Annotated in this window: 19 protein-coding genes and 1 pseudogene; 11 read left to right on the top strand and 9 right to left on the bottom strand. The window is 52.5% G+C overall.

Annotation, left to right across the window (positions count from 1 at the left end; translation table 11 throughout):
• The first annotated feature begins 62 nt into the window (after positions 1–62).
• The 4 genes from ACZ5TN_RS08570 to ACZ5TN_RS08555 all read left to right on the top strand — a co-directional run bounded on the left by ACZ5TN_RS08570 (position 63) and on the right by ACZ5TN_RS08555 (position 3,885).
• Positions 63–1,223: a site-2 protease family protein gene (locus tag ACZ5TN_RS08570; protein ID WP_464916495.1), complete on the top strand. Its 1,161-nt coding sequence runs from the start codon at positions 63–65 to the stop codon at positions 1,221–1,223.
• A gap of 153 nt (positions 1,224–1,376) precedes the next feature.
• Positions 1,377–2,348: a TIGR00269 family protein gene (locus tag ACZ5TN_RS08565; RefSeq protein WP_464916494.1), complete on the top strand. Its 972-nt coding sequence runs from the start codon at positions 1,377–1,379 to the stop codon at positions 2,346–2,348.
• Positions 2,349–2,426: 78 nt separating this feature from the next.
• Positions 2,427–3,701, top strand: a complete 1,275-nt coding sequence (locus ACZ5TN_RS08560; RefSeq protein WP_464916493.1) for an ATP-binding protein — start codon at positions 2,427–2,429, stop codon at positions 3,699–3,701.
• Entirely contained in the window at positions 3,685–3,885 is a 201-nt protein-coding gene (locus tag ACZ5TN_RS08555) for a TIGR04140 family protein (RefSeq protein ID WP_464916492.1), read from the top strand. Before ACZ5TN_RS08560 ends, ACZ5TN_RS08555 begins: the two co-directional genes overlap by 17 nt.
• Here the strand turns inward: ACZ5TN_RS08555 and ACZ5TN_RS08550 are convergent, their stop codons facing one another.
• On the bottom strand, positions 3,886–4,629 hold the full coding sequence (locus ACZ5TN_RS08550) for an RAD55 family ATPase (RefSeq protein ID WP_464917593.1): 744 nt from the start codon (positions 4,627–4,629) through the stop codon (positions 3,886–3,888).
• A 133-nt stretch (positions 4,630–4,762) separates the two neighbouring features.
• On the opposite strand from ACZ5TN_RS08550, the gene ACZ5TN_RS08545 reads away from it, so the two are divergent.
• Positions 4,763–5,368, top strand: coding sequence for a hypothetical protein (locus ACZ5TN_RS08545; protein ID WP_011250776.1), 606 nt, complete (start codon positions 4,763–4,765; stop codon positions 5,366–5,368).
• A gap of 4 nt (positions 5,369–5,372) precedes the next feature.
• Complete coding sequence (locus tag ACZ5TN_RS08540) at positions 5,373–5,675, top strand: transcriptional regulator (protein WP_464916491.1); 303 nt, start codon at positions 5,373–5,375, stop codon at positions 5,673–5,675.
• A gap of 2 nt (positions 5,676–5,677) precedes the next feature.
• Here the strand turns inward: ACZ5TN_RS08540 and ACZ5TN_RS08535 are convergent, their stop codons facing one another.
• Positions 5,678–6,907, bottom strand: a complete 1,230-nt coding sequence (locus ACZ5TN_RS08535) for a glycoside hydrolase family 1 protein (protein ID WP_464917592.1) — start codon at positions 6,905–6,907, stop codon at positions 5,678–5,680.
• Positions 6,908–7,004: 97 nt separating this feature from the next.
• Between ACZ5TN_RS08535 and galT the strand changes: the two genes are divergently transcribed.
• Positions 7,005–7,985 carry a galactose-1-phosphate uridylyltransferase gene (galT, locus tag ACZ5TN_RS08530; RefSeq protein ID WP_011250779.1) on the top strand — a complete coding sequence of 327 codons (981 nt, stop codon included), beginning with the start codon at positions 7,005–7,007 and terminating at the stop codon, positions 7,983–7,985.
• Here galT and ACZ5TN_RS08525 read toward each other — a convergent pair.
• The 5 genes and pseudogenes from ACZ5TN_RS08525 to ACZ5TN_RS08505 all read right to left on the bottom strand — a co-directional run bounded on the left by ACZ5TN_RS08525 (position 7,965) and on the right by ACZ5TN_RS08505 (position 14,173).
• Positions 7,965–9,302 carry an MFS transporter gene (locus ACZ5TN_RS08525; RefSeq protein WP_464916490.1) on the bottom strand — a complete coding sequence of 446 codons (1,338 nt, stop codon included), beginning with the start codon at positions 9,300–9,302 and terminating at the stop codon, positions 7,965–7,967. The genes galT and ACZ5TN_RS08525 overlap by 21 nt on opposite strands.
• A pseudogene (locus tag ACZ5TN_RS08520) lies at positions 9,299–10,383 on the bottom strand (hydrolase). Before ACZ5TN_RS08520 ends, ACZ5TN_RS08525 begins: the two are co-directional and overlap by 4 nt.
• Positions 10,380–11,441: a galactokinase gene (locus ACZ5TN_RS08515; protein WP_464916489.1), complete on the bottom strand. Its 1,062-nt coding sequence runs from the start codon at positions 11,439–11,441 to the stop codon at positions 10,380–10,382. Before ACZ5TN_RS08515 ends, ACZ5TN_RS08520 begins: the two are co-directional and overlap by 4 nt.
• A 123-nt stretch (positions 11,442–11,564) precedes the next feature.
• Positions 11,565–12,185, bottom strand: a complete 621-nt coding sequence (locus ACZ5TN_RS08510; RefSeq protein WP_464916488.1) for a DUF2238 domain-containing protein — start codon at positions 12,183–12,185, stop codon at positions 11,565–11,567.
• A 23-nt stretch (positions 12,186–12,208) separates the two neighbouring features.
• The gene (locus tag ACZ5TN_RS08505) at positions 12,209–14,173 is read right to left on the bottom strand and encodes a DUF460 domain-containing protein (protein WP_464916487.1); all 1,965 of its coding nucleotides are present in this window, start codon (positions 14,171–14,173) and stop codon (positions 12,209–12,211) included.
• 166 nt (positions 14,174–14,339) lie between these two features.
• Here ACZ5TN_RS08505 and ACZ5TN_RS08500 point away from each other — a divergent pair, with 166 nt between their 5' ends.
• Positions 14,340–14,666, top strand: coding sequence for a hypothetical protein (locus tag ACZ5TN_RS08500; protein WP_054839421.1), 327 nt, complete (start codon positions 14,340–14,342; stop codon positions 14,664–14,666).
• Here ACZ5TN_RS08500 and pcp read toward each other — a convergent pair.
• A complete protein-coding gene (gene pcp, locus ACZ5TN_RS08495; protein WP_464916486.1) occupies positions 14,663–15,283 on the bottom strand; it encodes a pyroglutamyl-peptidase I in 621 nt (206 codons plus the stop codon). The two genes, ACZ5TN_RS08500 and pcp, sit on opposite strands and share 4 nt — an antisense overlap.
• A gap of 61 nt (positions 15,284–15,344) precedes the next feature.
• Between pcp and ACZ5TN_RS08490 the strand changes: the two genes are divergently transcribed.
• The 3 genes from ACZ5TN_RS08490 to ACZ5TN_RS08480 all read left to right on the top strand — a co-directional run bounded on the left by ACZ5TN_RS08490 (position 15,345) and on the right by ACZ5TN_RS08480 (position 18,377).
• Positions 15,345–16,460 (top strand): geranylgeranyl reductase family protein, encoded by a 1,116-nt coding sequence (locus tag ACZ5TN_RS08490; RefSeq protein ID WP_464916485.1) that lies wholly within the window; start codon positions 15,345–15,347, stop codon positions 16,458–16,460.
• A 9-nt stretch (positions 16,461–16,469) separates the two neighbouring features.
• Entirely contained in the window at positions 16,470–16,823 is a 354-nt protein-coding gene (locus ACZ5TN_RS08485; RefSeq protein ID WP_011250788.1) for an ASCH domain-containing protein, read from the top strand.
• 234 nt (positions 16,824–17,057) lie between these two features.
• A complete protein-coding gene (locus tag ACZ5TN_RS08480; protein ID WP_464916484.1) occupies positions 17,058–18,377 on the top strand; it encodes a prenyltransferase/squalene oxidase repeat-containing protein in 1,320 nt (439 codons plus the stop codon).
• On the opposite strand, the gene ACZ5TN_RS08475 is transcribed toward ACZ5TN_RS08480, so the two are convergent.
• Entirely contained in the window at positions 18,374–21,751 is a 3,378-nt protein-coding gene (locus tag ACZ5TN_RS08475; protein ID WP_464916483.1) for a hypothetical protein, read from the bottom strand. The genes ACZ5TN_RS08480 and ACZ5TN_RS08475 overlap by 4 nt on opposite strands.
• Positions 21,752–21,840 lie beyond the last annotated feature (89 nt).

The raw sequence follows: 21,840 nt of genomic DNA, 5'->3' as shown, positions 1-21,840 counted from the left end.
TCGGCAAATTTATAAGCCTGCCAAGTTAATACGCACACGAGAAATAAAAGAGGAGATGTGGTATGGTCTCAACCCTCGCAGTGATCCTCGCGGGAATCGCGGTCTTCTGGATGGTTCTGTACGCCCTCTTCGGAAAGAAGGAGATAGACCCTGAAACTGGAGAACCCATAGAGAAGGAAGAGGGTCTCAGCGTTGACATGTTCATCGCAATGTGGAGAACAAAGCGCCTCTTGGGGTTCATAGACAGGGTATCACGCATTAACCCGCGCTTCTGGAAGGTCTACGCTGACGTCGGCATAGCCCTCGGTTACATGGGTATGGTCTACGTCTTCTACGCCCTTGCAAAAACCGCCGCTCAAACGCTCCAGACCAAGGGACAGCAGGCTGGGGTTCAACTCGTGATCCCAGGTGTGACGATCCCGCTTTGGTACGGGCTTATCGGCCTCGTTGTTGTGATGGTCGTCCACGAGCTCAGCCACGGAATAGTTGCGAGGGCCGATAAGCTCCCTCTAAAGTCCGTTGGGCTTGTTCTCCTGGCCGTGATTCCTGGGGCTTTTGTTGAGCCCGACGAAGAAGAACTTGCAAAGGCGCCCCTCCGCTCGCGCCTCAGGGTGTACGGAGCGGGATCAATGGCCAACATAACGACGGCAATAATAACGGCCCTCATAATAACCTACGCAATAAACCCGCTTCTCATCCCCGCGGGAGTTGAGGTGAAGGGAATAATACCCGGCTCCCCCGCCGAGAAGGTTCTCCAGAAGGGTGACGTTATAATCGGCATAAACGGGCAGGAAATAAAGACCATGGAAGACTTCATGGAGTTCATGGACAGAACAAAGCCTGGAGAAACCCTGGAACTTGAAGTCCTAAGAAACGGGGAGAAGACCAGCGTTGAGCTGACCCTCGCAGAGCACCCAGATAGGCCAGGAAAGGGCTTCATCGGGATACAGCCGGCTCAGCATGTTGAATCGAAAGTCGGGTCTGCGAAGGTAGTCCTCCCGATTTTCTTCGCCCTCTACTGGATATACCTGCTCAACGTTGGGATAGGCCTTATGAACCTCTTCCCGCTCGTGCCCCTCGACGGCGGCAGAATGCTGGACGACGTCCTCAAGGAGTACCTCCCAGAGAAAATAGCGAGGCCGGTGAGGTACACGACCATAGGCGTTGGACTGCTTCTCCTTGCCCTGAACCTGTGGCCGGCTTTACTGAACCTCGCCGGCTGAATGGGTTTTCTTTTTACTTTCTCTTCTGAAAGCCTCGCCGTTCACGGCGGGGAGGAGGTCAGAATGTTTTCCATGGTCACCACCACGTACCCAATATCAAACATCTGCATTAACAGTTTTAAATCTATCCAAGAATCCAGACCAGGTGAGGAGATGAAGTGCTCCAAATGCGGTAAACCAGCGGTCTATCACGCACGCTACACGGGAAGGTATTACTGCAAGAGACACTTCAACGAAATGGTTGAGAAAAAGTTCAAGGAGACCGTGAAGAAGTACAGGCTGATAGAGAAGGGTGAGAGGATAGCCGTCGGTGTGAGCGGCGGAAAGGACAGCGTCGTCCTCATGCACCTTTTAGCCAAGCTCCGCGAGAAGTTCCCCTTTGAGCTTGTCGCGATAACCATAGACGAGGGGATAGCCGGCTATCGGCCCCCAAGCGTCGAGATAGCGAAGAGGAACGCGAAAAAACTTGGAATAGAGCACCGCATCTATTCGTTCAAGGAGTACATAGGCTTCACGCTGGACGAAACCGTTGAGATAATGGGTAGCTTCGAGAAAGGAGAGCGCGTTGGGGCATGCTCCTACTGCGGCGTGTGGAGGCGCTGGCTGCTCAACTACGCGGCGAGGGACGTTGGAGCAGACAAATTGGCGGTAGGCCACAACCTAGATGACGAGGTACAGATGTTCCTGATGAACATCCTGAGGGGAGACATAGCTAGGCTCGGAAGGACAGGGCCGTACTACGAGGAAATTCACCCCGAGCTCGTTCCGAGGATAAAGCCCCTCCGCGAGATACCCGAGAAGGAAATCGTTCTGTACGCAGTTCTGAACAACATCGAGGTGGATTTGAGCGAGTGCCCCTACGCGGTAGAGGCGTTCAGGGCGGAGATAAGGGACTGGATAAACGAGATGGAGGAGAAGCATCCAGGAACGAAGTATCAGATACTCAGGAGCTACGACAAGCTCTTCCCGCTCATAGCGAAGACCTACACTAAGAAGACGAGCGAGCTGAACCGCTGTAAGATATGCGGACAGCCAACGACGGGGGAGATATGCAAGGCCTGCCAGTTCAGGCTCCAGGTGGAGAAGAAGGCCAGGGAGAAGGGTCTGACTTTCAGGGTTGAGTGAATTTGATAAACAGGGATTTATAAATGGCTGTAAAGTATACTTAGCAATGTTTATAAACAAAGGAGCGAATATAAAATCATGAAGGAGAGCCTTGCGAGAGTCCTAACCGAATGGCAGGAGACCTGGACACCGGAGCTCATTGAGAGGGATTTTGATTTCTCATTAATCCCTGAAAAGCCAAGAAAGGTCGTCACCTTTGCCGGCTGCCGGAGGACGGGAAAGACGTATCTAATGTTCCAGCTGATCAACGAGCTGTCAAAGAAAGTCCCGAAGGAAAGAATCTTCTACATCAACTTTGAGGACGAGAGGCTCGAAAAGAACATTTCGACGCTTACCGGGCTGATACCAACAATCGAGGAGCTTTTTGGAACCTCAGAGGATCTTTACCTCTTCCTCGACGAGATACAGAACGTAGAAGGGTGGGATTCCTGGGTCAGGAGGGTTCATGATTCTGGAAAGGCGAAGCTGTTCCTAAGCGGTTCCTCCTCAAAGCTCTCTAGCAGGGAGATCCCAACTTCCCTCAGAGGTAGGGCACTAACTTTCGAGGTGTTCCCATTGAGCTTCCGGGAGTTCTTGAGATTCAAGGGGTTTGAAGTTCCGTCGAGGGTGGAATTCAGCTCAAAGAAGCCCAGACTTCTGAACCTCCTTAGAGAGTACGTAACCTACGGTGGTTTCCCAGAGGTTGTTCTGGCGGATGATCCGAGGGTGAAGAGGCTCATAGTTACCGACTATTTCAACACCATAATAGCCCTCGACGTCGTTGAACGGTACTCATTGAGAAACCCGGAGGAGCTCAGGGCGTTTCTCAGGCTGGCCCTCAATTCGGAGTACCTGAGCCTGAGCAAAATGGAGAGAACCCTCAAGAGCCTCGGCTACAGGATAAGCAGGCTGACCCTCGCCAACTACTTGAGGTATCTGAGCGAGTCCTACTTCCTCTTCCCGGTCGAGGTACTTTCACCTAAAGTCCGCCTCAGGATCGGCCATCCCAAAAAGGTCTACTTCGTCGACAACTCGTTCCTGACGTTCCTCAGCGTCAAGTTCAGCGAGAACTTTGGAAGGCTCATGGAAAACACAGTCTTTCTGGAGCTTAGGAGGAAGGGAGAGGAAATCAACTACCTCCTCGGCAAAAACTGGGAAATTGACTTCGCCCTACCTGAGAAGGAGATCCTCATCCAGGTGAGCTACGACTTAAGCGATCCAGAGACCCTCTGGAGAGAACTTAGAGCGATAAAAGCGGCGAGGAGGGAGACGGGATGGAAGAAAGCCTACGTTATAAACTGGGACATCGAGAAGGAAGTAGATGGGATAAAGTTAATCCCCCTATGGAGGTTTCTGCTTGAGGAGGATTATTGAGACTCCAATACCGCCCGAAGAGCTTGAGGAAATCCGCCGTCGGAGCGGGACAAGGGTGAGACTGGCTCTTCTTGAAGTAATTGTGAAAAACAGAATCCTACTCAACAGGGTGCTCCTTGAAGGTGAAGAAGGGGAGATAAAGAGGTTCATGGAGTTTCTGATGAGGGCGAGGGCCGGTGGATAGCTACTCAATGTGGACTTGCCCCTCTTCTATCCAGAAGTCATATCCACCTTCTTTGGGCTTAAAGTCCGGCAAAGGCGACTTTCTTATTACCATTTTTTCCCTGAATGTCTTCGAGGAAGAGCAGAATTCTATGACGTACTGACTGTAGAGGGCAATCCAAGCAGTCAACCTCTCTGAGGCTCTGCCCTTGTTCAAGAGAAAGATGTTTATCGGCCGCTTCCTCTTTTCAGTTATTCTCGCCTTTTCCTTCAGGGCAATGAGATTCTGGAACAATTTGATGAAATTGTCTTCACCAAACAAGAACGCCAGACCGTCTATCGTGAAGTCTATACCCATGGGGCGTCTGTCCTTAATCTTCTCCTCAAGGATGCGCCGATAGAGGTAGTTGTATTTGGGCACAAAGGTTGAAGTGTCAATGCTTTTATTCGTATAAACAAAATCCAAGGTGTAATCAACACCATAAATTGACGAGAATAAATCCACGATTGCGAGATTATTCTTTTTGCCAAATTCCTCAATGTCAAATCGAATAAGCCCCAGCTCCATTTTTAAAGGTGTGAAAGGCAGCACTGAGTCCAGAATTACACCGAAATCGCCTTCCATTATGCGGTTTCTCAGTATTTCAAAGGCCAGAGTCCAGCCGTTTGAGTATGAATCGTACACTATGAGAAGGTTGCTGTCTTCCAGTAATCCTCCTCCAAGTGCGTCATCGAGGATAGGAATGCCTGTACTCAGAAGTTCCATAATCATCACCAGAGTATTTGGTGTGCATGGAATATTTAATGGTATCGTGTTCCCGGAGGAAACACTCTGAAATTCAGAGAAACTCCACGCTATAAATAGGAGAACGTCCTAATTCTCAATAGGGGTGGTGGATATGGAAGATGTTAAGGAACTCAAGAGCGTGCTTGAGAAAGTTGAGGGGAAGCTGATAGCGGCTGGAAAGATGTACGCCGCGATGAACTTCGCGGGTTTTCTGGCGGTGATGACTCTGTTCTACGTTATACTCCGGTTCTTCAACGGCGGGCCCGCTTTCAGCATCGCGTACTGGACGGCAGCCACTATCGTTGTGATTACTTTCACCTCAAAGGTTTGGAGGAGGATAGTGACCATCTCCGGAATCAAAAGGAACTCCGGAAAAAAGATCGGTCTAGAAATAGCGGGTGCATGGGTAATCGGCGCTGCGCTTGGCTGGGTTTTGATCCCCTCATTGAATCCAGGGATAAACGAGGAAGCGGGCCTGGCCGTGGGCTTCCTGAGCTTTATCAGCGTTTCGCTCCTCGGCCAGTGGGCGGTTCTGAAGAAGTGCTGTGGGGCCGAGAACGAGATGGTTCCTGCGTTTCTGATTCCAGCACTGGCCATACCTCTAGCGTGGGGAATGGGAAGTGGAGCGATGCTCTGGGCCGGCTACGTAGTCTCACTCGGCTTTGCCACGACTATACTTCTATACCTTCACTCCGCCTTCAAAGCCGTCAAGCGGTGATAAAATGGAAGCCCTCAGGGAGCTGAGCTCTAACAACGTCCTGGGAAACCCCATAAGGCTCGCCATCATGCTCTACCTCCTGCCGAGGGAGAGGGCCCTCTTCAGAGACCTGCAGAATGTCCTCGACGTAACCCCTGGAAACCTCGACTCCCACATAAAGGCCCTTGAGAAAGCCGGTTATGTGAAGGTTTACAAGGTCATAGCCGACAGGCCGAGGACTGCGGTAAAGATAACCGATAGGGGAGCAGAGGAGACGGGAAAATATTTGAAGGCCCTAAAGAAAGCCCTAGAAGAGATAGAAGGATAAAGCTACGGGTCTTCCTCGCCGGGGAGCTTCTTCGTCCTCGCTATCTCCCCGTAGAGGTAGGCGCTTCCCCTCGGCCTTCTCTCGAAGGTCTCGAAGTCCACCTCTATCAGCCCGAACCTGGGCTCGAAGCCCTCCCTCCACTCGTAGTTGTCCATGAGCGACCAGTAGAAGTAGCCTCTGACGTCGAGGCCATCCTCTATCGCCCCGAGAACCTGGCGGAGGTGCTGGATTATAAACTCCTTTCTCCACTCGTCGTCGAGCGTCGCTATTCCGTTCTCCGTGACGTAGAGCGGCCTTCCGTATTCAGAGGCCCTCCTGAGAGCCAGGTAGACGCCCTCGGGGTAGACGCTCCAGCCCATCTGCGTCCTCCTCTCGCCGATCTCTGCATCCTTGGCCTCGAAGAACATCTTCAGTGGGTTGAGGCTTCTCCTAACGGTGCTCGCGGTGTAGTAGTTTACCCCTATGAAGTCAGCATCGCTCTCCGGGACGGAGTAGGTCTTGAAGGCTCCCCTGTACTTTCCGCTCCATATGGCGTCGAGGAAGTACCAGTTGAAGAGGTTGTCGGCCTTCTGGGCCGCTTTCTCGTCGCCCTTCCTCTCCGGGAGCATCACGCGGATGTGCTTGACTATCCCAACCTGGAACTTTCCGTGAAGGAGCTCGTAGGCTATTGCGTGGGCCTTGAGCAGGTTCGCGGCGACCCTGAAGGACTTGAAGGGGCTCTTGATGAAGGGCGGCCAGTAGGCCGTGAGGTAGCCCATCGTCACGTAAACCAGCGGCTCGTTGAAGGTAGCGACGAGTTTCACGCCTTTGAGGAGCTCCGCGGCTTTATCAACGTACCCCTCCCAGTACTTCAGGTTCTCCTCCTTCAGGAAGCCACCCTTCCTCATAAACCACAGGGGCGAGGTAAAGTGGTGCAGGGTAACGTTTGGAGTTATGCCCTTCTCAAGCAGGAGCTCAATGATCTCTCTATAGCGGTTGAAGGCATCCTCGTTGAACTTTCCCTCCTCGGGGAAGAGCCTGCTCCACTCTATTGAAAAGCGGTAGGCGTTGTAGCCCAACTCTGCCATCAGCTCTATATCCTCTCTGTAAAGCTCCCAGTGATTGCAGGCCTTTCCTGATTTGTAGGGGAGTTTACCCATCTCCTCGTAGTACCACCAGTCGTTCCACTTATTGTCACCCTCAACCTGGTGAGCGGCAGTTGAAGTGCCAAACAAGAACTTCTCCGGGAACATGGACAGCACCGTACAATTAAACGCACGGGTGGTATAAATCGTTTTCGGATGATGAAAAAATTTTAAAGGATCGAAAAGAAGCACCACCGGTGATCAAATGAGGGAACTGAGGTTCAATCCCCTAACCGGGCAGTGGATAATGGTCTCAGCGGAGAGGAAAAAGCGCCCCTGGCGACCCAAGAACTTCTGCCCCTTCTGTCCTGGCACTGAGGAGACCGGCTACGGCTGGGAAGTTCTCCTCCTTCCAAATCGCTTCCCGATGCTCTCCTTCGAGGCCCCTAAGCCGGAGAAAGTTGAGTTCTACAAAAAGGCGAGGGCCATTGGCCAGTGCAGCGTAATAGTCGAGACGCCGGAGCACGGGCTGAAAGACCTCGACGAGCTTTCCAGGGAGGGGATGGTAAAGGTCGTGGAGCTGTGGAAGGAAGCAACCAGAACCCTCAGAGAAAACAGGCACATAGCCTACGTCGCCATATTCAGAAACAAGGGCGAGGAGATTGGAGTGAGCCTCCACCACCCCCACGGCCAGCTCTACGCACTCCCCTTCATTCCGCTCAAGGTGAGGCTTAAGATCGAGAACTCCCGGAGGCACTTTAAGAAACACGGCGAGTGCCTCTTCTGCAGGATCCTTGAGGAGGAGCGGAAAGGAGGAAGGGTGATCTACGAGAACGATAGCTTCGCGGTCTTCCTCCCATTCTTCGCGAGCTGGCCGTTCGAACTCCACGTCTATCCGAAGAGGCACGTCCAGTACCTGACCCAGCTCGACGGGAAGGAGAGCGAGGACCTGGCAGATGCAGTAAGGGCAACCACCGCAACGCTCAATGCCCTTTTCGACAGGGGGATGCCCTACACGATGATGATATTCCAGGCGCCGTTCAAGGGGAGGTATCCATTCTACCACCTCCACATCGAGTTCTACCCAATCCTTAGGGACGCAAACAAGGTGAAGTTCGCGGCCGGAATAGAGATGGGCACCTGGGAGTTCACGTACGATTCAGTTCCAGAGGAGAACGCCGAGAGGCTGAAGGAAGCCTGCGGAAAGATAAAGGAAGAAAAGGGGCTAATTGGCAGGTGCCTTTGAAAGGAGCTCTTCTGCCCTCTTCTTTAATATTGCCTTCACCGCGTCCCTGTCCTCCGGGTAGGTCTTCTTTATCCAGAGCCACGTGAGGGCGCAGGGTATCCAGAAGAGCGCGCCTATGAGCAGTGTGTACTGGTAGGCGAGGGGCTTTGAGTAACCCATGCCCCTCAGCCACTCTATCATCGGGCCGCCGAGGAGCGGGCCGGTGGCCTTTCCGACGTTGTCGAGGATGTTGAAGAGGCCGAATATTGTACCCCTGTCCTCCGGAAGGTTGACCTGTGAAACTATCGCCCTCACGTTGGGCCCGGCGTAAGACACGAACTGGATGAAGAGGAGCGAGTAGACCGCTATGAAGGCCCAGTCCTTGGCTGTGAGCTGGGAGGGAAGCGGGTAGAGGATTATGCCTATCGAGGCCAGCATTCCAATGAAGATAGCCGCCCCGGTCAGGATGGCTCTTCCTCCTCTCCACCGTGCCTCGAAGTAGTCGCCGAGGAACCCTCCCATTAGGCTTCCAATAACGCTTGAGAGGCCTATTATGAGGAGCACGAAAGTAGATGTTGTCTTGTCCATTCCCCTCGTTACCTGGAGGAAGGAGATGAGCCAGTACATTATGATGCCCCACGGAACCGTTCCGATGATTCCCTGGAGGAAGATGAGCTGGTTTGTCTTCGTCTCAAAGGACTTCTTGACAGCTTCCCAGCTTATTCTGTACCTGTACTCGTAGCCCTTCTCAAGGACTTCTCGAAGCTCCTTTTCACCCTCGCCCCTCTTGGGCTCCTCCGCTATGAAGTAGAAGAGCGGTGCGAGGATGAAGTTGGGAACGGCGGCTAGGATAAAGGGAAGCCTCCAACCGGCTATCATTCCGGCCATTATCATTCCGAAGAGCGTACCAAAGCCGAAGGCCGTCTCCATGTAGGCGTAGCCCCTTCCCCTCTTGGACTCCTCGAACATATCAGCTATGAGGGAGTAGCCTATGGGAATTATGGAGCCTATGCCTATTCCCGTGAGGAAGCGCATGGCCAAGAGCTGCCAGTAGTTCGTGACGTAGGCAGTGAGAAAGCACGGGATTTCACCGAGGAGCACGCCTATGACGAGGAGCTTCTTCCTCTGCTTTATGTCCGACAGGAATCCCCAGATTATTGTTATCAAAGCGCTTGTTGCCACGAATATTGACGATACAAGCCCCATCTTGGCTTCGCTTATTCCGAACTCCTCCATTATCAGCTGGTAGTTAGGGGGTAGGAGATTCTGGTCGGCCATCAAAAAGACGGCCATCAGGACAAGCAGGGCTATTGAGACCTTTCTCCTTAAATCCCTCACTTCGAACCCCTCCAATCGTTGTATATCGCCCGGAAGGCGTCGAGCCTCCTCTCAGGGAGAGGCTCCCACCCGCGGGCGTCGCTGTTTTCAGCCAGAAAAGCAAGGGGTTCCCCAACGAAGGGGGTGAGCATGTTCAAGCGAGCGTTCCCCTCATCCTCCGTCCATATTCTAAGGCTCTTGTCGGGCGCCCAGCTCGAAGTTCTGAGGTAGAGCTTCCTTCCGCTGTGCTTCAGCTCCGAGGGTAGGGAGAGCTCGACGTTGAGAGCTTTAACCACCTCAAGAAGGCCGTCTATGCTCATCCTCCTCCCGGCGAGGTCGCGGTAGCCGATGAACTCTATGTCAGTCCCATAGAGCAGTACATCGTCCTTCCCCCTCAGCCAGTTCGCTGCTTTCTTTGGGTTCATGAGCGGGAAGCGCCCTATCCCGAGCATCACCGCGGTGTTTATCGCCACCCACACGGGGACGGCATCGATGTTTTTGACCGCCTCAAGTGTTACCTTTCCGGGGAAGGCCTTTTCCACCGCTTTTTTCAGCTCCCTGAGGCCGAGGATGTAGTTGAGGAAAACGTTGCCTCCCCCCTCTGGGCCTTTATGAGGTGCGGGTAGAGCGGCTTTATCGGCTTCACAGCGGAGTTTAGGTGATCCGAGAGAAGCATCGCCTCTCCGTCCGCAAAGACGTACCCGTAGCCGTTGTCCTTCAGTATGGCAGGGATTATCGGGTCGTAGGCGAGCTCCGGAAGCCAGAAGCCCTTTGGAGAAACCTCGAAGAGCTCCTCCTTGAGCTCCCTGTCCTTCCGAACCTGGGCCTCTACCCTGTCAAGCGGGAGGAGAGGGAGTATGGCATGGGTGTAGCTCGTTCCGATTATCTCTATCAGGCCGCCCGCTATTCCCTCCCTAACTAGCTCTATGACCTCCCTGGGGAGAATCTCAAGCGTGTAGCCGGTTATGTTGAGCCCAAAGGGAATCTCCTCCTTGAGGAGCCTGCCGATGACGGGGAGGTAGGCCTTCTCTATGACCTTCGGGATTTCGCTCTTCGGGATTTCAGCGTACTGGAGGTTGCCGTGGAAGACGAGGGACATCATAGAACCCTCACCCCTTCAGAGGGCCTTACCACGAAGACCTCTGGCGTCCATGGGAAGACCTTCGTGTAGAGCTCTGCCACTTCCCTTCCGAGGGATTCGCCCTTTCCGCGCTCCACGAGGGCTATGGCCGAGCCACCAAAGCCCGCCCCCGTGAGCCTGGCACCGAGGGCGCCGAGTTCGAGGGCCTTCTCCACGAAGAAGTCGAGCTCCTCACAGCTGACGCGGTAGTTCTCGGCTATGTCCCTGTGGGCCTCGACCATGAGCCGTCCCATGGCCTCGACGTCCCCCTCTTTCAGGGCGTCCCTGAAGGCAAGGACGCGGGAGTTCTCGCGGACAACGTAGCCGAGGTACCGCCTTTCCTTCTCCGGGAGCTTTGAAAGCTCTTCCTCAGTCACGTACTTCGAGGAGCTCTTTCCGAGAACCCGGAGGGCCTCCTCGATTGCCTTCTTCCTTTCCGCGTAGGCAGAGGAGGCGAGCTCCCTCTTGACCCCCGTGTAGAAGACGAGAACCTCAAGGTCCTCCGGAAACGGCAGGTACTCGTAGTCAAGTGTCTCCGTGTCGAGGAATATGGCCTTCCCCTCCCTGCCAAAGGCTATCGCGAACTGGTCGAGTATCCCGCAGGGGACACCAACGAACTCGTTCTCGGCTTTTTTGGCAAGGAGGGCCATATCGAGCCGGGAGAGCTTGAGGGAATAAGCCTCGTTCAGGAAAGCGAGCACTGCCAGCTCGAAGCTCGCGGAAGAGCTAAGGCCGGAGCCGAGCGGGAGGTTTCCTCCGACCCTTCCCTTCATGCCCCCCACTTCATACCCTTCCCTCTGGAGAACCCAGTAGACTCCCTTCACGTAGTCTGCCCAGTTGTTTCCCTTTTCCAGCTTTTCCAGCTCAAAGGACACGCTCTTCTTGAAGTGCTCCGAGTAAAGCTCCACCCTCTCGTGCGGCTCCCCCTCTATGACGGTGTAGCGGTCTATCGCCATGGGGAGAACGTAGCCGTAGGAGTAGTCGGTGTGTTCTCCGATTAGATTCACCCTTCCAGGGGAGTACACCCTCATTTGAGCCACCATCAATGTTCAACTTTTCACAATAATAAGCTTTTCTGAACAGCCATATTCATAAATTCGGAGTCCAGAAGAGAGCATTAACAAAACGTTCGCAGTTGAGCATCGCGGGGTTAAAAATACTGGCTAATCCCTCCCCAAACCGAAGGGGTACCTTCTCTTTTCTACCACCCACCACCCGAAGAGCGCTCCCAGAGTATCCATTAGGAGATCGCGGAGCTTGTTGGTGAGGCTTTCATGGATGAAGCTTATCTCGCTCTCGCTCAGCTTTTCAGCCACTTCCCAGCCGAGGGAGAGGACGTAGAAGACGATGAAGGCGTAGAGGACAACCTGTCTCTTGGAGAGTTTGATTCCAATCCCCTCAAGTTCTGATAAAATCTGAGCAACGATCAGCCAGACCGTTAGGCCGCCGAGGAAGTGGCTTATCATGTCGGCGTTTCTCCAGTCTCGATGGAAGAGGTCGTAGTGGGTGAAGGGCACGTTCACGAGGGAGACGTGGACGGCTATGAAAATCCCGAGAACCGCCATCGTCCTCTCGTCGTAAACGGGGGAGAGGAAGGGTTTTACTTTTTCAGGGGGATTCAGGAGCTTCTTGGGAAGAACCAGCGGAATAGAGAGACCGAGAATAGCTACGATAGTGCGGTATATGTGGTCGCTCCTTCCGTTGATGACGGCCGTCAGAAAGCCCAGGAAGACAACGAAGATCGAGCCCTTTATTATCGCCCTCTCCCTGGTTATATACACCACCGGCCTATTTAGAACCTCAGAGCTTAAAACCCTTCCCTCTTCCTCCGCTTCTCCCCCTCAAGCTCCTCCATGGCCTTCCTCTCCAGTTCTCTGGCCCTCTCAATTCTGTACTCCTCAACCAGACGAAGCAGTTTTTCCGCTTCCCTCTCGCGGTCTTCCTCTTCCCATCTCTTGAGAAGCTCCTCAATAGCTTTCTCAAGCGTCTCCCTCTCAACAACGGCAAACTCATCCACCCTCTTGACGTCAAGCTCCTCGCTCGTGAAGAAAGGTAGGTGAGCCTCACGGAGAACTTCTTTCACAACTTCGGGCAGAGGCTTTTCCGTTATTATGGCCCTTATCCCCTTCTCAACGAGCTCCTCCGCTATCGCCTTCCCAGCTCCAGCCGGGTTTATCACGAAGAGCACATCACCCTTCCTTAAGCCGACTTCTCGCTCTATCCTATCCAGCTCACCCCAGCTAAGAACCCTGAGAACTTTAAGTGGAACCGCCGAGCCGCGAACCTCTACCACGTTCATCCTCTTTACCTGGACTAGATCCCTGCTCAGCCTCTCGATGACGGCCTTCGCTTCCCTCAGCTGTTTTTCAAGGACTTCAATGCGCCTGACTTTTGCCTCCAGCTCCCGCTCGCGCAGAACCTTTCTTCTCACCTCCTCGTCGTAGTCGGCTATCTTCCGCTCAAGCCTCCCTATCGTCTTCCTCTGCTCCTTGATTATCTCCCTCAGCTCTTCGTTCTCCCTCTCAAGGAGCTCAATCCTTCTCTCAAGCTCACGTATCCTCTTGAGATAGGGCTCGGCATCGAAGCTTTTCTCTGTCTCGGGCTCTTCCTTCTCCTCCTCTTTCCGTCTCTCCCTCAGGGTTACCCTCTGCATCGCCTCTCCAAGGTTGTAGCCGGCTATTACGAGAGCCTTGACCTCGTCGGACTTCTTAGTCAGACCGGCTTCTCTCAGGCGGGCCTCTATGTGCTCAAGCTTCGGCTTTATCCTCAGGTATGCCTTGTATGCAGCTGCCAGAGCATCCCGCTGGTGGTCATCGTCAACGGTTATTCCCAGATCCCTTAGGAGTTCGTTCTTCTCCTCCACGCGGAGGCTCTCCCTAGGGACGAAGAGCTGGGCCTTGAACGAGCGGGCTATCTTTTCCACGAAGCCCGGAGCTGGAGAAACGTCCGTTGCTATTATAACCGGGTGTCCAATCTCGCTGATGAAGCGAAACACCTCTCCAACGGGCATGTTCCTCTCGCTGTGGAGAGCAACTATTCTACCGTCGAGGTCTATCGCCGCTATCCCAACAGTTATCCCAGGGTCTATACCGACTATGATGCTCTTCCTCTCCCTTATCGCCTCCTCCTTTTTCAGCGGGGCGAAGCCGAGTTCGGCCCTCTCAACGGGCTGAATTCTGACCTCAACGTCTCCCCCTCTCATCGGTCTTATCAGGCCGGCGAGCTCCTCCCTGCTGGCGTATACCCTGAACTCGCCCCTGGCCAGCCCGTAGTCCTTCTCTTCGGTCTCAAGGTCGAATGGTATATCCGCCCTCCTAAGCCTGTCCTCTATCTCCCTCACCTTGTCCCTCACGAGGTTGTGAACGCGTTTCCTGTATCTATCCTGACTCCAGCCGCCCTTCCCGTGGCTCCTGCCGCGGGTTACCTTCACAATCACCTCGTCCTCGAAGGCGAGGACTTCGTAGCCGACTCCTTTGCTCGCTAGAAGAGCCGCTAATTTGGCCTCTTCATAGGGGTCGAAGCGGTCGCCAGTCCTTATCCCGTGCTCCTTGGCGAGGCTCTGGAGGGTCCTCTGCTCCCCAGGCTTTCCAGTGACCTGGACGAGCTTTGTTCCTGGTGGGAGGGCGCGCAAAAACTTCCTTAAATCATCACCAAGTTCGGTAACGCTGTCAATGGCAACAATATCTGGCCTTTTAGCCTGAATGAAGCGGATTAGCCTGTAGAGTGTAAACTCACCCTTTCTCTCAAGCTTTCCGTTGAACCAGCTCACCACCGCAAACCTTTTTGGATTCTCACCGACGACGTCAAGCCCTAGGATTAGAATGAGTCATCACCTTCACCGGAAACTTCGGACGTGACCTTAAAAGTTTAGGGGGTTTGAAAATCAAACCGATAGGGTCTTTAAGGTTGAATGCGTAGAACTATAGTGGTGAATCCCAATGAAGCTGAGGATAGTGTTCGACAAAGAATACGACATAATGAATGGAACCTACAAGGTAAAAGTTCGGGAGCTTGAGTTCGATGAAGAACTCCAGGAGATACTAAAGGGTATCACGCCGACCGTCAGAATCGGTGATGAGGACGTACCCTTATCTGAGCTGAAGGGCAGGGTCTTTGAGCTTCCGAGCAAGGACGCGGCAGAAAGATTGATGGGGGAAATAAGGGGAGCACTGGTGGAGGCCCTCAGCGGAATAATAGCAAGGTTTAGGGAAGCCCAGAGCTTCAACGGCTCGGTCTCCTACGAGATAGACTTCAACGAGCTTTAATAACCTTCTCGGGTCAAATCCTCAACAACCATTTTAATCGCGATTTCTAGGCCTTTTCTGATGGTTTCAAGCGCCATGGAAGGCCTCGGCTTGTCGAGGGCCTGCTCATGGCTGAAGGGAACATGGATGAAACCTGCCTTTGTCGTCATTCCTGAAACTTCTATGGTATGAAGGGCGGTGAACATGGCTGCGTTGCATACGTAGGTTCCAGCGGTGTTTGAAACCGCCGCTGGAATCTTAGCTTCTCTGAGAGCTTTGACAATGGCCTTTACAGGAATCGTCGCAAAATATGCCGCCGGAGCGCCTTCAAAGACGGGTTCGTCCTCTGGCTTGTAGCCCTCGTTGTCTGGCATAGTTGAGTCCATGACGTTGATCGCGACCCTCTCAACTGTTATGTTTGGCCTTCCGCCCGCCTGTCCAGTTAGGATGACTGCGTCGGGACGTTCCTTGACGATCAGTCTCGGAAGAATCTCCCTCACACCGCTGAAAGTCACCGGGAGCTGGAACTTGATAATATCCGCGCCCTCAATCTCATTCGGAAGCCCCTTCACGGCCTCCCAGGAGGGATTTATCTCCTCACCGCCAAACGGCTCGAAGCCAGTAACTAAAACCTTCATCTGAACCACCAGAAAGGTTAGGTTTTTAGGGTTTTAAAACCACCCCATCCGAGGGGTGAAGATGAAGTACGATGTCCTCATAATCGGCGGCGGTCCCGTTGGAAACTACCTGGCGTCTCTTCTCGCGAGGGACTTTAACGTTGCCGTCGTTGAGAGAAAAACCTCCTTCGGCGGAAAAGCCTGCACCGGAATAATAGGGGCCGAGAACTACGAAAGACTCGGACTCCCAGAAAAGGCCGTTCTGAACCAGCTAAGGGGAGCGGTCTTTTATTCGCGAATACAGAGCTTTGAAATCCAGAGAAAGTCCCCCCAGGCCTATGTCGTTGATAGAAAGACCCTTGAAAAAGAGCTGGCCAAAAGCGCGGTAAAGAAGGGAGCCGACTACTTCATGGGAACGACCTTCCAGGGCTTCAAGAACGGGAAGGCCGTACTGAGCCACATGAACGAGAGGCTTGAGGTAGAGGCGTCCTTCTATGTCGGTGCAGACGGGGTCGCGAGCACGGTGGCGAAGAACATTGGGGCATCGACGAAGGCAGAATTCCTGACCGGATATGAGATCGAGGTCGTGGGGGAGTTTGAAAGGACAGATTTCACTGAAGTATGGGTGAACAAGGAGATAACGCCCAAGTTCTTCGCGTGGGTAACTCCCGTCGAAGACGACCTGGCGAGGGTGGGAACCTTTGGAACCCTAGAAGAGCTAAACAGGTTCTTAAGGGTTAGAATGCTTAAACCTACTTCCTCCATTGAGTTCAAAGCTGGCAGTGTCGGTCTCGGCTGGAGAAAGCCATGGATCAGGGAAAACGTTGCCCTTATTGGGGACGCCGCACTCCAGATAAAGCCGACGACCGCCGGCGGAATCGCCTACGGAATGCTCTGCGCTCATGCCCTCAGAAAGGCACTCATTGAGGGCGCACCCGAGAGGTACTGGAACTACTGCTCATGGGTGAGAAAGCAGATAAGCTTCGGCCTGAAGTTCAGGAAGCTGTTCCTCGGACTCGACCAGGAGGCCATTGAAAAAATATTTGAAGTCCTGAAGAGCGAGGAGGCGAGGGAAGTCATAGAGAGCCAGGCGGACTTCGATGACCACTGGAGGACTGCAAAGGCCATACTGAGAAAGCCGAGCCTTCTGGCGAGGCTTATAAAGGTCAGCCCGTCCATAATCAGGGCACTGCTGTGAGGTGAGAAGATGGCCAGATGGAAGATGGGCCTCCAAGAGGAGTACCTGAGGGCGATAGCCGAGGGAAAGAAGAAAATCGAGGGCAGGCTGTACGACGAGAAGAGGCAGAAAATCAAGCCCGGAGACGAGATAGTCTTCGAGAACAAGCTCGTATGCGTCGTCAAGGACGTCAGGGTCTACTCGTCGTTTAGGGAGATGCTGGAGAAAGAGGGCCTTGAGAACGTCCTGCCTGGGGTCAAGAGCATTGAGGAGGGCGTGAAGGTTTACCGGAAGTTCTATTCAGAGGAGAAGGAGAAGAAGTACGGCGTTGCGGCGATAGAGGTCGAGCCGGTTGCGTGGATAAGCGAGGAGAATAATCCCTAAAACAACTTTGGGGGCATTGAGAGGGTATGAAGCAAAAATTAGCTGCTTTGATTCTCCTCCTCTTTGTCACTTCAGCTCTGTTCTCACCGGTTCTTGGTGGCAGTGAGACACAGATGAGAAGGATATCCCATTTCTTATGAGGAATACCGGACGAGAACCCTCTACTCCTACCCATGGGACATCACGGAAGGCCTCTCGGGATGGAATGTCTTCAGGGACAACGAGAGCTTTTACTTGGCATGCCTGAAGGTTATAGCCCTCGCGCGGAGCGGCTATCCGCGGAACTCTTCCGAGTTTCTGGAGCTCGTTGAGTGGATAAAATCCCGGCAGAGGGGAGATGGTTCGTTTCCCGCGGTGATAACGGACGACTACCCTGAATCTGACTCGGAGTGGTTCTACTGGGAGCTTTCAAAGGCCGCCGGAACGGGGCTCGCTATTTTAGCCCTTCTCGAAGCGGGGGAGAACCCGAACTCCAAAGAGATAGAGGAAGCCGCTCAGTTCCTCCTGAAGAACGAAAGCAAGAACTACTGGACGAGCACGGTGTACCTGTACTGGGAGAAAACGGGACTTCACAAGGTAAACGAGTCGCCCAGCATAGTTGCCACTGCCTACGCCGTGGCGGCGCTATCGAGACTCGGCTACAACGTTTCCCGGGAATGGGAATGGCTGAGGGAAAGGCTAACACGGGAGAGGCTCATAACCCCGTATCTCGACAACTTCTTCACGGGTTTCCTCTTTCCGATGCCGTACAGAGACATGAGGGCACCCTACGAGAGCATAGTTTTACCCCTCCTATTTCTCAGAGAAGAGAACATGACGCTACCGACCGAGACGCTTGAGTTCATAGCTTCACTGTTCGAAGAGACGCAGTACGCCGGAAACGCGACTTTGAGGCTGAGCTTTAAGGGAGTCACCAACTACACTGTGAAAGAACTGGAGTACGTCATAAACGGCTGGAAAGTTAGAGAGGAATGGAAAGGCAGTGGAGAGAAAGCCAGCATTGACCTCAACCCAGGTCCATCCAAAAATAGCAGGGTATTTCTAATCATTTCTGGGGAGCCGCTTCTTTTAAATGAGTCGGGCTTTTTTAAGGGGGACCAAAGGTTGTATCCCCACCTTCCCGAGGACTACATCGAGTTCGCGGGGGATTTTTACGCTGAGAGAAGCGTTCTTCAGTTCAAAGACGGAAGAAACTACGCGATAATCGAAGTTCCAGCCCTCGATGGCTCGTGGAACCACGACGTTTACTCAACTGCAATAGCCCTGATCTGGCTGTACCTTGCTGGTGGGGAAGACAGAAACGCCGAAGAAGGGCTTCGGTTCTTGGGGCTAGCAAGTTCCAAAAACACCATGGCTTTTGATGGCAGTGCTTACGCCCTGATATCGCTGAGCCTCTACAGTGGAGAATGGGAGAACGAACAGGCGACAGTTGAAAAGGAACAGAGCTCCCAACACCAGCCCCCACTGAAATTGCTGGCGTTTTTCATCCTTGGACTTCTGATAGGAGCGCTCGTGGGCGTTAAAATTGGAATGATAAAAAAGAAAAGAAGTTAAAGGCCTCCAAGCGCTTTTCTTAGGATTTCCACGGCCTCCTTCTCAATCAGGAACGCCTTTCTTATGTCCCAGAGACGTGGAATCCGCCTCGTGGGCGACTCGAAGTTCCACAGGTTCGCCCTGATGTCTTCCAAGTTATCCGCTCCCCATGCACCCAACATCAAAGCCGTCGCGTTGTCATTGAGTTCCAACGCCAATTGAAGGGTTTCGTTATCAACCCCCAAGACCGTTGCGTTCTCGTAGAGCTCAAAGAACTCGGTACGGTGATTGAAGAACCAAGTGGTCCACAGGCACGACAGTTTAATCCAGATATCGTACGTGGACTGGGTGTTGACTTTTATCGTTACACTCCTGACCTCTGTGCTAAACCAGTTCCCAAGGGAATCCCTGCCCCATACCCTAAGGGTGTAGCGTCCGTTCTTTAATCCCGTCATGTTGAAGTACCAATTAGTGCCCGAAGCGTTGTTCATAGTGAAGTTCTTTCCATCCCACTCCAGTAGGGCAGACTCTAGAGGCTGACTGGACGTGACGTTAATGAAAACGCTGTCGGAGTTCAATACGTCACCATCCCCTGGAGTCGGGGGAACGAAGGACAGGGTTATCGTCCTGTTGACGGCAATCGTTCTAATACCACTGGCGAACCAGTTCCCCAAGGAATCTCTGCCCCATACTCTAAACGTATAACGACCGTTTGTCAGATTGGTCACGTTTAGATACCAGCTCGTGTTCGATAGCATTTCCATGGTGAGATTCTGGCCGTTCCACTCCAGCTTGGCAACCTGTAGAGGCTGACCAGAGGTAACGTTCACTAGAACATAGTCAGTGTTAACCACCGCACCGTCTTCTGGAGTCGGAGGAGCAAAGGACAGCACGACCGTTGAATTCACGGTGACGGTTCTAACCTCAGTGCTAAACCAGTTTCCAAGAGAATCTCTGCCCCAAGCTCTGAACTCATAGTGGCCGTTTGTTAGCCCCGTTATATTCAAGTACCAATTCGTGCTTGACGTATTGTGCATGGTAAGATTGTGCCCGTTCCATTCCAGTAGGGCAATCTCGAGAGGCCGGTCTGAGGTAACGTTTACGAAAACGTAGTCGGAGTTTATTGAACTGTTATTCTTGGGAGTTGGCGAGACAAAGGATAGCGAAATCGTCCTGTTTACAGCAATGCTCCTGACTCCACTGCTAAACCAGTTCCCCAGCTGATCCTCTCCCCATGCTCTAAACGTGTAGTATCCATTCGTTAAGTTGGTCATCTCAATGTACCAGTTCGTATTGGATGCACTCTGCATGGTGAGGTTCCGTCCGTTCCATTCCAGCAGAACAGTTTTTAGAGGCCGACCTGAGCTTACGTTTATCAGAACTCTATCGGTGTCCACAACAGCGCCATTCTCAGGAGTCGGGGGGACAAAGGAAAGAACGACTGTTGAATTCACTGTGATTGTCCGTGCTTCACTGCTAAACCAGTTTCCAAGAGAATCATTACCCCAGACCCTAAAGGTGTAGTGGCCGTTTGAAAGACCCGTTAGAGCCAAATACCAACTCTCACTAGACTCTCTGTGCATTGTGAAATTCTCTCCATCCCACTCCACTACGGCAGACTCAAGGGGCTGGCTTGAAGTGACGTTTATGACGACGCTATCAACGTTCACCACTGCACCATCAGCCGGAGTTGGCGGGACAAAAGACAAGAAGATCGTCCTGTTCACGGTAACAGTTCTAACCTCACTGGCAACCCATTTCTCCGATAAATCCTTGCCCCAGACTTTGAAAGTGTACTCTCCGTTTGTTAGGTCAGTGACATTAAAGTACCAGTTAGTATCTGAGGCTTTATCCATCGTGATGTTCTCACCGTTCCACTCCAGCTTTGCACTCTCCAAAAGGTTGTTGGAGGTCACGTTGACGAAAACGTAGTCCGATGTTAGCACGCTACCGTTCTCTGGAGTTGGAGACGTGAAAGATAACTCAGTGGGGCCAGCGTAGTAGTACTGGGTCTCGACTACGGCGTTCGTGTTTTGAATAATTGCACTGCTGTTTCCTTCTGAGAGACTTACACTGCCAGTAGAGAGAATATTATCTGCAGGAGCGGCGTTCGTAACAGTTACTATTGCGTTGCTGTCCTTTATATAGAAGCCCAAGTCCCTAATGCCCTCCAGCGGAAGGTATCCATCGGAGGGGATACTGAGAACCCAAAAATCTCCCCCTTCAGTATCGAAACTGTCGGTGTAACCCGCCACAATAACGTTGTCTTTTGGAGTTATCACGATAGAGTTAGCTTCATCAAAATAGTATCCGCCGTAAGTTTTTTCCCATGTTACATTTCCTTCACCGTCAAGTTCCAAAACCCAAACATCCCTTCCACTAGCACCAAAGCTGTAAGTGTAGCCTGAGACAATGATGTTCCCATTAGAAGCTAGGGCAACCGCATGAGCCCCATCATCGCTGTTTCCCCCATATGCCTTCTGCCATTTCACATTCCCATTAGAGTCAAAACTAATAACCCAAGCATCCTTTCCGCCTGCACCAAAGCTTTCAGTGTAGCCTGCCACGATAACGTCCCCATTGTCAGCCAAAGCAACCCCGTAAGCCTCGTCCCTTCCGTCTCCCCCATAAACTCTCTGCCATTTTAGAGTTCCATTCCCATCAAGTTTGAAAACCCAGAGATCGGCTCCAGTATACCTCCAGTCAGTTGCTCCATAGAAACCGGCGACAATGATATCCCCATTATCAGCCAAAGCAATTGCAAGAGCCCCATCGATATCACTTCCCCCGTAGGTTTTCTGCCATTTTACACTACCATTCTCATCAAGACGGAGAACCCAAGCGTCAATGCTTCTAGTGGTGTAGACGTAGGAATACCCTGCAATAATAATATCACCGCTGTTTTTGTCTATGACAACGCCGTATCCTCGATCAAAAGAGAATTCCCCGTAGGTTTTCTCCCATTTTACAGTCCCATTCTCGTCAAGCCTGATAACCCACATATCGCCATTCCGAGTATTAAAGCTGTTAGTGTAGCCCACCACAACGATATCCCCGTTTGGAGCTACGGCGACTGCATATGCCTCGTCCCAATCACTTCCCCCGTAGGTTTTCTGCCATTTTACACTACCATTCTCATCAAGACGGAGAACCCAGATGTCCCTATAACCGGCGCCGAAGCTGTAAGTGAAACCAGTCACAATGATATCTCCATTGGGAGCGAGGGCAACCGCATTAGCCTCATCATAACCGCTTCCTCCATAGCTCCGAGCCCAAGGTGTTGGTTCTTTTTGAAGTATGCCTAACGCTTCTGCGTAGTTCTCATAGAAGACTGGAACTGCACCCAAACTTACCAAAAACAAAAGAACTAGTCCAAAGCTTACCAAATTCTTCATCACAAGACGTCACCTTCCCACCATATTGATTAAAAGAGCTTAAATACATTTCTAGGAACCACAAACCAGCGCACTAAGAACCGTAGAAA

The organism is Thermococcus sp. JCM 11816 (assembly GCF_055396515.1).
This window is presented reverse-complemented; position numbering and strand designations above follow the sequence as displayed.